Genomic DNA, 13406 nt, shown 5'->3' on the forward strand with positions numbered 1-13406 from the left:
TTTTCGGGGTTTTTGAATTAAATTACCTCTATTTAATTCATTGTATATCAGTTTTTTAGGGATTCAGAAAGAAGCCCTATTTTGATAACGTTGACGAATAAAGAGAAGGTAAATTAGCTTTACCTTCTCTATCATTAAAATGTGCTTTGATAAAGTTACCTTACAACTCCTCTACCTTTTGCCTTGAAACACCCAGCCCATCAATTCCCAGCTCGACCACATCCCCGGCTTTGAGATAAGTTGGCGGCTTTAGCCCCATTCCTACACCGGCGGGTGTTCCGGTACTGATAATGTCCCCCGGAAGCAAACTCATGTACTGACTGATGTAGCTTACCAGCTGAGGTACGTTGAACACCAGGTCTGAGGTATAGCTATCCTGCATGATTTTACCATTTACCTTTAACCAAAGCCTTAAATCATGCGGGTCCTTTATCTCATCCCTGCTCACCAGATAAGGCCCTACCGGAGCAAAAGTATCACAACTCTTACCTTTTACCCATTGCCCACCGTGATTCAATTGAAAATCCCTTTCACTGACATCATTGTGTAAAACATACCCGAACACATGGTCCATGGCTTCGGATTCGGAAACATAACTGGCCTTCTTACCAATGACAATGGCCAATTCTACCTCCCAGTCAGTAGCTTTAGATTTTTTTGGGATGACAATGGGGTCAAAAGGCCCCGTCAGCGCAGAGGTTGCTTTCATGAATAAAACCGGTTGCTTAGGTACTTCCATTCCGCTTTCTTTGGCGTGAAGGGAATAATTCAAGCCCACGCACATGATTTTGGATGGGAAAGGAACCGGTGAACCCAGTCTTTCGCCATCAGTTATCTCCGGGCATTGGTCTTCATGGACATTCAGCCATTCCTCCAACTCCTTTAAACTTTCGCCCTTTCCTAAAAAATCAGCGGTCCAATCGAAGCCGGAAGCGGAGCAATCCAACTTCTTTCCCTTGGCTGTCACTATTCCAGGCCTTTCCTGACCAGCTTTTCCAAATCTTATCAATTTCATTGGTTTTCCTTTTTGTTTATTGTTTACATTTTTAATTTACAAAATCCTCCGTCTACCAGATAGTCTGCTCCTGTGAGGAAAGCAGCCTCATCGGAAGCCAAAAAATAAGCCATATTGGCCACTTCTTCCGGACTTCCCATCCTGCCCACCGGCTGCGTAGCTGCCAATTGATCAAATACTTCCCTTTCTTTTCCCGGATAGGTTTTTGAAAGGTAGTCATCTACAAATGGTGTATGAATCCTGGCCGGAGAAATGGCATTGCACCTGATATTGTCTTTTACATAATCCCTGGCAATGGTAAGGGTCATGTTAAGGACGGCTCCCTTCGACATGGAATAGGCAAAACGGTCGGGTATCCCCATGGTTGCAGCTACAGATGCCATATTGATAATAACTCCCCCGCCCTGTGATTTCATCCTGCCGATCACAGCCCGGGAGCAATTGTATACCCCCTTTACATTTACCGCAAACAAGCGGTCCAGGTCTGCCTCCTCTGTTGTCTCCAGATTACCAATATGTGAAACACCGGCATTGTTCACCAATACATCCAGGTTTCCTTCAATGCTATCAATGACTTCTTTAACCTGCTCCTGATCCGATACATCGGTCAGCTTAAAATCCACCTTTAAACCTTCGTTGGTCAATTCATCTGCTACCTTTTGTCCGTTTTCACGATTAAAATCCAGCAAGTAAACCCTTGATCCTGCTGCGGCAAACTTTCGGACGATAGCCAATCCAATTCCGCTGGCCCCTCCGGTTACCAAAATATTCTTTTCATTCATGTGTCTATAATTTGTTCTTTAATGGCCACATGCCCGCCCGGATGATGCCAGTCGGACGGGGAATCTCGCTATGATAATCATCCCACTGTGTGACGTTTTCGTCATGCCTGCCTGCGGTAGGCAGGCTCGATTTCATGTGTCTAATATTTCCTTTGGTTTATTGCTATTCTATTTAACTGTATGCTGATAAAAAAATCAATCTCCCAGCATGGGAAAAAGCTTCTTCAGCTCCTCATCAGAGGGCTGCGAACCATACTCACACACCTCAAAAGCCTCTGCATATTGTACCTCCTTTGCCCTTTCGGCCCCATACCATTTTGCAAGACTTAGTCTTACTGCGGGAGAAATGCTGCCAAATCGCTTTCCTTTCAACCATTCTTTTCGCGCTTCTTTTCCTTCCGGTACTTCATCGGCATAGCCACCAATCCAGGGCAACCACTCATAAAATTGGGATTCGTGCGCATCCATTCCGTCAATTTTTTTATCGATCACCGAACTGATATCAATGGCTACATGTGGTTCGAAAGGGTTGGGCTTTTGAAAATGATCCTGAAAATACAGGAAAACCGGATTCTTGTCCAAAGCAGGGGTATCCGGAGCAATGTTGGGAACACCCACCATATAGGCTGCATCCTGAACCAGCACTCCGGTATAGCGGTGATCCGGATGATAGTCATTGGGGCGGGGCGCAATCACCACATCAGCATCCCATTCCCTGATTTTCCGAATGATCTGCAACCTGATTTCAAGCGTTGGCAACAATTCCCCATCATGGTTGTCCAGTACATCGTATTCCACACCGAGCCTTCTCGCCACCTCCTGGGTTTCTGCTATTCGGCGCTTGGCCAACATCCCACCACCCTCTTCCATGTGTCCGGCATCTCCATTGGTCACTGAAACAAATTTGACCTTATGCCCCATGGCCACAAAAAGGGAAGCTGTCCCTCCTCCTTTGATATCGCAATCATCAGGATGAGCTCCAATCATGATGATCCTCAATGGGCCGTCCTGCGCCATAGTAAAGGAAATGGAAAATATACAAAATATTAATCCGAGGAATTTTGATTTCATAGCTTTATTATTGGTTCGTAAAAGATAAAGGTTGAAGTTAGTCATTTCGACCTATTTTGCCAATCCCAAAATTCAAATTATCCCTGAATTCTCCGCTTTGCCCGAAACTTATTCCTTATCTTTGCATCCTGAATTTTGAAACGAAAATATAGCCCACAAGATATATGCTTCAGGTTAATGAGATAAGAGAACGTTTTGACCATGCCTGCGAAGGATTAAAAAAAAGAAACCTGAAAAATCCGGAAAGCCTGCTCCATCAGGTTTTGGAATTGGACGATCAAAGAAAACAAATCCAGCTGGAAAGGGATGGACTACAAGCTGAATCCAATGCCCTGGCCAGGCAGATTGGTCAACTCATGAAAGCAGGGGAAAAAGAAGCAGCTGAAAAAACCAAAGAGCGGACAGCGGCCATCAAAAGCCAGGTGAAAATTTTGGAGGAGGATTATATTACTACTGAAAAAAGCCTGACCCAACTGCTTTATACCATCCCCAATGTCCCTCATCATACAGTACCGGCAGGAAAAACCGCCGAAGACAATGAGGAGATCCTTCAAAATGGGAAACTTCCTGATCTTGAGCCAGACTATAAATTGCCTCATTGGGATTTGATCAAAAAATATGACATCGTTGATTTCGAATTAGGAGTAAAAATAACCGGGGCGGGCTTTCCTGTTTATAAAGGAAAAGGTGCCAAACTGCAGCGAGCCCTGATCAATTTTTTTCTGGATGAGGCGGAAAAAGCCGGTTACGACGAGGTCCAACCCCCTGTACTGATCAACGAAGAAAGTGGTTATGCCACAGGCCAACTCCCCGACAAGGAAGGCCAAATGTACCTGGCGACAGGGGACGGGCTTTACCTTATCCCTACCGCTGAAGTACCCATCACCAATATGTACCGCAATGAAATGCTTTCAGAAGCTGATCTTCCCAAAAAAAATGTTGGCTACACCCCTTGCTTCAGAAGAGAAGCAGGTAATTGGGGAGCACATGTCAGGGGTTTAAATCGGTTGCACCAGTTTGACAAAGTAGAAATTGTCCAAATCACCCATCCCGACCATTCTTACCAAACTTTGGAAGCCATGAGTCTGCATGTGCAGGGTTTGTTGCAAAAACTGGAATTGCCCTATCGGGTACTAAGATTGTGTGGTGGAGACATGGGCTTTACAGCTGCCCTAACCTATGATATGGAGGTGTTTTCTGCAGCCCAGGAAAGGTGGCTGGAGGTCAGTTCTGTAAGTAACTTTGAAACTTACCAGTCCAATCGGTTGAAACTCCGGTTTAAAAATGAAAATAAAAAAACCGTTTTGGCCCATACCCTAAACGGGAGTGCGCTGGCATTACCCAGGATTGTTGCCGCGCTACTGGAAAATAATCAAAGTAAAAAAGGTATAAAAATGCCCGAGGTATTGGTACCTTACCTGGGTTTTGAATGGATTTCCTGATTCATTTGAACCACTTCACTAAAAGCGGTTTTATATTCCCAATCTTTCTTTCCAATCCTGAACTTCCCGGAAGGCCAGATCAATTTGTTGTTGATGACCGCTGCTAAGGGGCTGCTCTGCCCTTCGACTGCGTAGTTCCAGGTTCAGACCGGATTTATTCAGGTAATACCGGGATGATAATTGATAATTAACCGTAATTTTAGATTCCATTTCCCTTAATTTTTCCTGAAGCCAGTCTACTTCTGCCCTTTTCTCCGGGTTGTCGGCATGTTGGCATAGCCAGGCAATTACCTCCGGATAATAATTACCTGCAATAGGAGATAATCCTGCGCCTCCGGCGCGCAGTGAAGCTACAGCGCTCCCAATATGCGCATTATAAATACCGAGATCAGATCCCTGAGATCGGTGAAGTTTTTTACGAATGTGTTCGATGTCTTCTGTGGTGTCTTTGTGATAAACCAATCGCCCGGTATCCAAAAGGAAATCCAGTACCTCCAATGACAATATCCTTTTGTATGGACTTGGGCATTCGTAGGTACCCAGAGCCATGGACTTGGTTTGATTCAAATAGGCCTCCAGGCGGCGCATCATTATTTCGTCTGTTTCTGTAGGTTCTGCAAAATGAGAAGTAATCAAAATGACTGCATCAACTCCTGTATCAACTAATTTTTCTGAAAATTCTGCCATCTCAAAGGTATTTTTACCGAAAGACCCGGTAGCAACCACCGGGTAGCGGCCATTTACCTGCTTTACTACTGTTTTTGTTACCTTTAACCGTTCCTCAGGGCTCAGGTCATACATTTCACTACTCAGGCAATTGGCGAAAAATCCTCTTGCACCGGCCTCCAGGTAATGATCCGTAAGGGCTTTCAGCCCCTTATAGTCCACTGATTTGTCTTTTTTGTAGGGCGTTAACATGACAGGCACAAAGGATTTTTCCTTCATAGATTCCTTATTGAAGTTTTGGGCATGCAGTCCAAAATCCGGTGTTAGGCCCGCTGCGACCCCTATAACCATTTTCTTCATGAAGTTTCGCCTTTTCTTTACATCATTGGTCTTCTTTAATTCCATAGCATTCAACAATTTTGGCATGTGGATTTATTTTCTCCAATTTTCCATTACGGCAATAAAGGAAAAAACCTATATTATAGGTACCCGTCATTCGGTAAAAAAGACTAATCTCCGGTAAACAAGGAATTAAATTAATACTGTATTTGCAGACAAAAATCACCTCTATGCCTATATTTGCCTCCCAATGTGGAAGGAAATTGTCATACTGGTAAAAAAAGAAGCCCTTTTGGAGTGGCGGCAAAAGTATGCCATCAACGGCATACTTCTGTACGTTATCAGTGCGGTCTTTACGGCTTACCTGAGTATGGGGGCTGGTTCCGGATCCCTGCAGGTTCCGGTTTGGAATGCGCTGTATTGGATCATCATTTTATTTTCTTCGGTAAATGCCGTAGCCAAAAGCTTTGTCCAGGAGCACCAGGCAAGGCAATTGTATTATTACATGATCGCCTCCCCGGAAGCCATCATATTATCCAAAACCATTTACAATACCCTGCTAACCCTGGTACTGGCCTTATTGGGATATGTGGTTTTTGGCCTGGTCTTTGGAAATCCCGTAGCCGATAAACCGCTTTTCATGCTGAACCTGCTGCTGGGAGCCATGGGCTTTTCGGCTTCCCTGACCATGGTCTCTGCCATCGCCTCAAAAGCAGGAAACAACGGCACATTGATGGCAATTTTGAGTTTCCCGGTATTGATCCCCATCTTATTAATGGCCATTCAGGTTTCAAAAAACGCCATTGATGGATTAGACAGGGAGATTAATTTGGAAAAAATCCTCACTTTACTGGCAATCAATGCCCTTGTAACCGCCAGTGCCTATATCCTTTTCCCTTATCTTTGGAGAAGCTGATCTGCGATTTGCAAACAATTAAAACCGACTTACTACCTGATTTTTACCGGTGAGCAAATAAACTGGATAAAAGTATATTAATCCCTTTTTAAAACTTAATTTTGTACCCGGATTCAAGGAGTCAATTGCTTGTCTCACCGATTTACATTTCCCCTATTTGCCAATCAGGACTGGGGATTTACAGATGTAATAGCAGGCAGGATAACTGGCCCAGGCAATTAAACGCTTAAATATGAAAGCTTATTGGTGGAAAGTTTTGGCCATTGCCTTATTGGCATACACTTTAACCGCAGGTTTGTTGATTGACGTGCCCAGGTTACCCATTTTGAATGAGACCATCAGGGCATTGTTTTTCCATGTTACCATGTGGTTTGGCATGATATTGATGCTTGTGGTCGCCGTTTATTACGGCATCAAACACCTGCAGACAGGAGACCTGGCCCATGATGACATGGCGGTGGAATTTACCAATGCTGCCATTCTTTTCGGGGTGGTGGGGATTACCACAGGCATGGTGTGGGCCAAATTCACCTGGGGGGATTATTGGACCAATGATCCAAAGTTAAACGCATCCGCCATTGGACTATTGATGTATTTTGCCTATCTGGTATTGAGAAACTCCCTTACGGATGTGTATCAGCGAGCAAAAATCAGTGCCGTGTACAGTATTTTTGCCTTTGCCGCCTTTATTCCCCTGATATTTATATTACCCAGACTTACGGACAGTCTACATCCCGGAAACGGGGGCAATCCGGGATTTAACGCTTATGATATGGATAGCAATTTGAGAAAAGTATTTTATCCTGCAATCATAGGCTGGACCCTGCTCGGAGCATGGATAAGTACCATAAGGGTAAGGATCAGACGCCTGGAAAGAAAAATGGAAGATAAATTGATCAATCAATAATATGAAAAAATGTATCGTCATCCTGCTTTTGATTGTAAGCTTTTCGGTAAAAGCTCAGGACAAAATTGGTATAACAGAAGAGGATTACCAGAATTCAAGTGTCCAAATGGCCGACGGGATGAGGTCGGAAGGAAAAATCTATGTGTTAGTTGCCATAATTGGAATTGTTTTGGGTGGTATTTTGGTTTATGTGATACAGACCGACAGAAAGATCAGCGGACTGGAAGAAAAATTTAAAAATTAGACCATGAAAAGAGGACATATTATTGGCTTGGGTATCATAGGAGTAGCCATAATCATCATCATCACTTCCATAGGTGATGCCAGTACGTATGAAAGTTTTTCTACAGCCAAATCCATGGCCAAAAATGGTAACACAGCCGCCATTCATGTAGTAGGCGAGTTAAAAAAAGACCAGAGTGGTCAGGTAGTGGGCATAGAAGTAGGAGAAGACAAAACATCCTTCACCTTTGTCATGGTGGACAATGACGGAACAGAACAGGAAGTATATTACAATGAGCCCGTTCCTGCAGACTTTATCCGGTCTGAGCAGGTAGTAGTCATCGGTACCTATAAAACCGATAAAATGTTTGTGGCTGATAAAATCCTCATGAAGTGTCCCTCAAAATATCAGGAAACAGACGTGAAAACTACTTCATCTTAACACTTTCGGGATCTGTTACATTTTAAAAGAATTTAAACATGATGAATACCTTTGTGGGTAGTTTGGGTCATTTTATGGTTATTCTGGCTTTTGTCAGTGCCTTGATTTCGGCCCTTTCTTATTTCTATTACACCCGGGCCAGTGAGCTCGAAAAACCCTCCTGGAAAAATTTTAGCAGGATTACTTTTTACATCCATGGATTGGCATCTGTCTCTATTGCCTTTTGTTTGTTTGAAATCATATACAATCACCGTTTCGAATATTTTTACGCCTATTCCCATTCCTCAACTGGTCTTCCGGTGCACTACATGATCTCAAGTTTTTGGGAGGGGCAGGAAGGTGCCTTTATTTTATGGATATTCTGGAATGTGGTATTGGGGCTGGTCGTCATCCATACCAATAAATTCTGGGAAGGACCTGTTATGGTGGTATTTACCCTGGTCCAGGCTTTTCTGGTATCCATGATCCTGGGTATTGTCATTGGAGACCTCAAAATCGGAAGTTCACCGTTCATGCTGCTCCGGGACATGTCCGAAGCACCCATATTTCAAATCAACCCTGAATTTATTCCGGAGGACGGTACAGGCCTGAATCCCCTTCTCCAAAATATCTGGATGGTCATTCATCCTCCGACTTTGTTTTTAGGCTATGCCTCTACACTGGTCCCATTTGCCTTCCTGATGGCGGGACTGGCCCTGAAAAAATACGCTGAGTGGATACGCCCTGCTTTACCATGGGCCATTTTCTCAGCCATGATTCTGGGGATGGGTATCATTATGGGGGCCTACTGGGCCTATGTCACGCTTAATTTTGGCGGGTACTGGAACTGGGACCCTGTAGAAAATGCGGTATATGTGCCCTGGCTCATTATGGTAGCGGCTATACATACCATGATCACCTTCAAAAAGAGCTCAACTGCATTAAAAACGGCCATAGTTCTGGTAATCAGTTCATTTATCCTGGTTCTCTATGCTACCTTTCTGGTCAGAAGTGGGGTTTTGGGAGATTCTTCGGTACACTCATTCACGGATCTGGGGCTTTCAGGACAATTGCTGATTTACATGCTTTTCTTTTTGGGTATAGCCTTGGTGCTATCCATCAAAGAGTGGAAAAACATTCCTACCTCCGAAAAAGAGGCTTCGGTTTACTCCCGGGAATTTTGGATATTCATAGGAGCCACCACACTGGGGCTGATGGCCTTTCAGGTGATCATCCCTACCTCAATTCCTGTATACAATGCCATCATCGAGAGTTTCGGTGGGCTTTCCAACCTTGCTCCTCCGGCAGATCAAATTGGATTTTATACCAAGTTTCAACTCTGGTTTGCCGTAGCCCTGGCATTGCTTACGGGTATAGGGCAGTTTTTCTGGTGGAACAAAATGGATAAAAAGGATTTAAAAAATGCCCTGGTTACTCCCTACATCATATCCATGATATTAGCGGCCATTGTGATTACCGTTGGGAAGGTTTATGATGTCTCCTACATCATTATTGTATTGGCAGGAGCCTTTACCATTGTAGCCAACAGCACCATTTTGATCAAGTTGCTCAGAAAAAAAACCTTTAAACTGGCAGGGGGCTCTCTGGCGCATATAGGGTTGGGCATGATATTGATAGGTGTAATGTTTTCTTCCGGTTATTCCGATACCATTTCCATCAACATGTCTGGTTTGACCTACAAGAAAGACTGGGAAGATGAGTTGAACAAAGAAAATGTATTGCTTTGGATCAACAAACCTTTGCAGATGAAAGAATATGAGGTCATCTACAGGGGAAGGTATAAAAAGGTTGCGGGTGTTCCCGGCTATGTCAAAGCAGATGCCATGGAGGAAACTGGTGCGGTAAATCAGGCCATCGCGCTGGAGCCCATTGAATCGAAAGGAAAACAGTATCACCAAAAAGGAGACACCTTAGATTTGGTACTTCAGGAGAATTCTTACTTTAAAGTAGAATATTACCAGGAGGATGAGTTGAAATTTACACTTTTCCCCATGTCACAACCCAACCCTACCATGGGCTTGATTTCTTCTCCAGACTCCAAAAGGTACCTATCCAGAGACCTCTACACCCATGTTTCGGCTATCAATGATTATGAGGAACCGGAATGGAAGGAAGACAAATTTATCAATGCTGCTCCGGGGGAACAGTTTTTTATCAATGATTTCGTCACCCAGTTTGAAGGTGCAGAAGTAATCAATGAAGTGGAAGGCATGACGCTGGAAGAAGGTGACATTGCTGTGAAAGCGGAGCTTACTATCATGGATTATGATGTGGAGAAAAAATTATCTCCGATTTTCCTGATTCGTGGAAATCAGGTGGGAAAAATTGTGGATATAGACAATGATTTGGGTATAAAGGTGGAAGTAGACAATATTGTGCCTGAGGAAAATAAATTTGTCTTTAAGGTCAACACCTATCAAAAAGATTATGTGGTCATGAAAGCTGCTGTGAAACCCATGATCAACCTGCTGTGGCTCGGAACCATCATCATGCTGATCGGATTTACCGTAGCTATTTTCCGAAGATTCGACGAATTCCAGAAAATGAAAAGAAAAGGTTTAGAATAAACCGCATTTTAGAAAACCTTTGAAAATTAAGATAACCCCTAATTTAAGTTAGGGGTTATTTTTTTTTAATTTAAAGGCATGAAATCGGGCATGTCGCAGGGTAAAAAGGGAGGGATGCCCCAAAAGCTCCGATAACTATCGGGACAGGCTGTGTGACCATTAAAAAACAATTATTAACACATGAAACTGGATATAGCAATCATCGGCACAGGTAATGTGGCCTGGCACCTGTCATCAGCACTTGAAAGTGCAGGTCATGTGATTACAGAGGTTTATGGAAGGAATTTGAAAAAGGCAGAAAAAATCTCCTCCCGGCTATATGGTACCGAAGCCCAGGACCATTTGGATTTTACAGAAAGTCAGGCAAATTTATTTATTTTGGCTGTAAGCGATCAGGCAATAGGCGAAATAGCGGAAGCAGTCATACTTCCCGAGGGCAGTGTACTGGTACATACCAGTGGTAATATGGCTTTAGACATTCTGTCTTTTAGCTCTGCAGATTATACAGGCATACTTTATCCTTTACAAAGCTTTACCAAAGGCCGGGAGATTGGCTTTGAAGAGGTTCCTTTTCTTCTGGAAGCCATGGAATCCAAAGCAATGAAAATCCTTAAAACCCTTTGTAAAAGCTTGTCGTCACCTTACTATGTGGTACCCTCCAGGGACAGGAGAGCCATACATGTGGCCGCTGTATTTGCTTCCAATTTTACCAATCACCTGATAGGCATTGCGGAGTCTATCCTGGAAAGACAAGGACTTGAGTTTGACATGTTAAAGCCCCTTGTCACTGAACAAATAAACAAAACCTTACAGATGGGGGCAAAAGCTGCCCAAACAGGACCTGCAAAAAGAGAAGATTTTGGCACATTGGAAAATCACCACGAATTTTTACACTATAATGAACAATTGGCAGAAATTTATCGGTTAATTTCTCAGGACATCATTGACTCTAATCCACTTTAACAGTTGGTTTACAAATGGTTATAAATTAAACCTGCATCATTTTTTTATTGGAAATTATTGTTCAAATTGAGTCCATTGTCGTTATTTTGCAACATGAAACCGAGTATGAAGAGAAGCTTACAGAGAGGGATGATAATAAAGCACCTGCCGGCAGGTCAAGGATTCTCCCGAGCGTCGGGACTGGCTATATGGCTTTTGAAAAGCAATTAATACTCCTATGAAAAACCATAAGGCATCCCCTGTTTTTACTTTTACTGCGTTTGTGAAAATCATTCGCCCGGGCAATTTGCTCATGGTCGCCTTTGCTCAATTAATGACTGCCTTTTTTCTGGTGGGCACCAGCAGATCCGGAATTCCGGTACTTCAGGATTACCACCTGTACTTAATGATCATATCTACTGTAATCCTTACTGCCTCCGGATACATGATTAACGATTATTATGATGTGAAAATAGATTACGTCAACCGACCAAAAACTGTGGTAATAGGCAAAGGCATGAAACGAAGAATGGTCATGATCCTGCACACCATCATGAACATGGCAGGTATTCTAATTGGAACACTGGTCCATCCGCGGATTGGTGCCATCACCTTTGTAGCAGCTTTTCTTTTATGGCTTTACAGCAATTCCCTGAAAAGACTTCCTTTTATTGGTAACCTCACCGTGGCATCACTTACAGGTCTGGCCATATGGATTGTAGGCATTTACTATCAAAAATCAGAGTTGCTGATACTGACCTACGCCATTTTCGCTTTTTTTATCAACCTGATCAGGGAGATCCTGAAAGATATTGAAGACCGGAATGGAGACAGAAAACATGGATGCAGGACCTTACCCATCGTTTTGGGATTCAGGAAAACGAAAAACATCATCTTCCTTATTGCTGTTTTGTTCGTAGCAGCCATTCTTTTTGTAACCTTTAAAATAAATGAACCCTTGTTGTTCCTTTACTTTGGAGGACTGAGTATTTTCTTTTTGATTTTTATGTTTAAAATTTACAAGGCAGACAGAAAATCTCATTTTACTGAACTAAGCACCTTTTCCAAGATTCTGATGTTGACAGGGATCATGAGCATGGGCTTTCTATAATATATTGTTAAAAAATGGCTTATATTTAGGTATGAAAAATGATTTTACCAATTTTTACCTCATTTTTGTATTGGTTTTCTGGGGGGCTTGTAATCCAAAAAGTACAGGAAATGACCACACAGAAGACAATGATTCCTTTCCTGCAGAAATCAGCGTTTTTAAACCTGAAGGGCCAAACCCTGTATTTAAAGGTACAGGGATAGGTACCTGGGATAAAATGATCCGGGAAAGGGGCTACATCCTGAAAGAGAATGACGGATACCACATGTGGTACACGGGATTTGACGGATACGAGGATAACGACTTTCTAAAACTGGGTTATGCCTTTTCGGAAGACGGTTTCCAGTGGACAAGACATGAAGACAACCCCATATTTGCCGAAAGTTGGGTGGAAGACATGATGGTTTGGAAACATGATGGCACTTATTATATGTTTGCCGAAGGCCGGGGAGATATCGCCAAAATGCTAACCTCCACAGATAAGATTCATTGGGAAAACCAGGGAGACCTTAACATCAGACAAGTAGACGGTTCTCCACTGACTGATGGCCCTTATGGCACTCCCACTGTATGGGTGGAAGATGGTACATGGTACTTGTTTTATGAACGGAATGACCAGGGCATCTGGTTGGCCACTTCCCAGGACCAGAAAGTATGGACCAATGTGTCAGATGATCCGGTCATTACCATGGGCCCGGAAAAATACGACCAATATGGCCTGGCTGTAAATCAGATCATCAAATACAAAAATCGATATTATGCCTATTACCATGGCACCTCTCTTGAAGACTGGAGCGACTGGACCATGAATATGGCTGTATCAGATGATCTGGTCCATTGGACCAAATACGCCGAAAATCCCATAATGGGGGAAAACAAGTCCAGTGGTATCACCGTCCATGATGGGGAACGCTTCAGGTTTTATACCATGCACCCCGAAGTAGTTGTCCATTTTCCTGCCGAATAGGAATTGATTTTGTAATT

The 13406-nt window shown here is 43.2% G+C and carries 13 protein-coding genes; 9 read left to right on the forward strand and 4 right to left on the reverse strand.

Going from position 1 to position 13406, the window contains the following annotated elements; genetic code table 11:
- Positions 1 to 160: 160 nt before the first annotated feature.
- The 3 genes from G9Q97_RS16190 to G9Q97_RS16200 all read right to left on the reverse strand — a co-directional run bounded on the left by G9Q97_RS16190 (position 161) and on the right by G9Q97_RS16200 (position 2868).
- A complete protein-coding gene (locus G9Q97_RS16190) occupies positions 161 to 1015 on the reverse strand; it encodes a fumarylacetoacetate hydrolase family protein (RefSeq protein WP_166148647.1) in 855 nt (284 codons plus the stop codon).
- A 23-nt stretch (positions 1016 to 1038) separates the two neighbouring features.
- Complete coding sequence (locus G9Q97_RS16195) at positions 1039 to 1797, reverse strand: SDR family NAD(P)-dependent oxidoreductase (protein WP_166148648.1); 759 nt, start codon at positions 1795 to 1797, stop codon at positions 1039 to 1041.
- A gap of 195 nt (positions 1798 to 1992) precedes the next feature.
- A complete protein-coding gene (locus G9Q97_RS16200) occupies positions 1993 to 2868 on the reverse strand; it encodes a PIG-L deacetylase family protein (RefSeq protein ID WP_166148650.1) in 876 nt (291 codons plus the stop codon).
- A 164-nt stretch (positions 2869 to 3032) separates the two neighbouring features.
- Here G9Q97_RS16200 and serS point away from each other — a divergent pair, with 164 nt between their 5' ends.
- Entirely contained in the window at positions 3033 to 4310 is a 1278-nt protein-coding gene (gene serS, locus G9Q97_RS16205; RefSeq protein ID WP_166148652.1) for a serine--tRNA ligase, read from the forward strand.
- Positions 4311 to 4340: 30 nt separating this feature from the next.
- Here the strand turns inward: serS and G9Q97_RS16210 are convergent, their stop codons facing one another.
- Positions 4341 to 5402 carry a dihydrodipicolinate synthase family protein gene (locus G9Q97_RS16210; RefSeq protein ID WP_246255756.1) on the reverse strand — a complete coding sequence of 354 codons (1062 nt, stop codon included), beginning with the start codon at positions 5400 to 5402 and terminating at the stop codon, positions 4341 to 4343.
- Positions 5403 to 5565: 163 nt separating this feature from the next.
- Between G9Q97_RS16210 and G9Q97_RS16215 the strand changes: the two genes are divergently transcribed.
- From G9Q97_RS16215 to G9Q97_RS16250, 8 genes are all read left to right on the forward strand, one after another.
- Positions 5566 to 6231, forward strand: coding sequence for a heme exporter protein CcmB (locus G9Q97_RS16215; RefSeq protein ID WP_166148654.1), 666 nt, complete (start codon positions 5566 to 5568; stop codon positions 6229 to 6231).
- A gap of 232 nt (positions 6232 to 6463) precedes the next feature.
- A complete protein-coding gene (ccsA, locus tag G9Q97_RS16220) occupies positions 6464 to 7138 on the forward strand; it encodes a cytochrome c biogenesis protein CcsA (protein ID WP_166148665.1) in 675 nt (224 codons plus the stop codon).
- A gap of 1 nt (position 7139) precedes the next feature.
- Positions 7140 to 7382, forward strand: a complete 243-nt coding sequence (locus G9Q97_RS16225; protein WP_166148667.1) for a CcmD family protein — start codon at positions 7140 to 7142, stop codon at positions 7380 to 7382.
- A gap of 3 nt (positions 7383 to 7385) precedes the next feature.
- On the forward strand, positions 7386 to 7802 hold the full coding sequence (locus G9Q97_RS16230) for a cytochrome c maturation protein CcmE domain-containing protein (RefSeq protein WP_166148669.1): 417 nt from the start codon (positions 7386 to 7388) through the stop codon (positions 7800 to 7802).
- Between the two features lie 38 nt (positions 7803 to 7840).
- On the forward strand, positions 7841 to 10369 hold the full coding sequence (gene ccsA, locus G9Q97_RS16235; RefSeq protein WP_166148680.1) for a cytochrome c biogenesis protein CcsA: 2529 nt from the start codon (positions 7841 to 7843) through the stop codon (positions 10367 to 10369).
- 180 nt (positions 10370 to 10549) lie between these two features.
- Positions 10550 to 11332, forward strand: a complete 783-nt coding sequence (locus tag G9Q97_RS16240; protein ID WP_166148682.1) for a Rossmann-like and DUF2520 domain-containing protein — start codon at positions 10550 to 10552, stop codon at positions 11330 to 11332.
- 217 nt (positions 11333 to 11549) lie between these two features.
- The gene (locus tag G9Q97_RS16245) at positions 11550 to 12422 is read left to right on the forward strand and encodes a geranylgeranylglycerol-phosphate geranylgeranyltransferase (protein ID WP_166148683.1); all 873 of its coding nucleotides are present in this window, start codon (positions 11550 to 11552) and stop codon (positions 12420 to 12422) included.
- 31 nt (positions 12423 to 12453) lie between these two features.
- Positions 12454 to 13389, forward strand: a complete 936-nt coding sequence (locus tag G9Q97_RS16250; protein ID WP_166148685.1) for a glycoside hydrolase family protein — start codon at positions 12454 to 12456, stop codon at positions 13387 to 13389.
- The last annotated feature ends 17 nt before the right edge of the window (positions 13390 to 13406 follow it).

It is taken from the genome of Cyclobacterium plantarum, from assembly GCF_011290685.1.
Taxonomy (GTDB): domain Bacteria; phylum Bacteroidota; class Bacteroidia; order Cytophagales; family Cyclobacteriaceae; genus Cyclobacterium; species Cyclobacterium plantarum.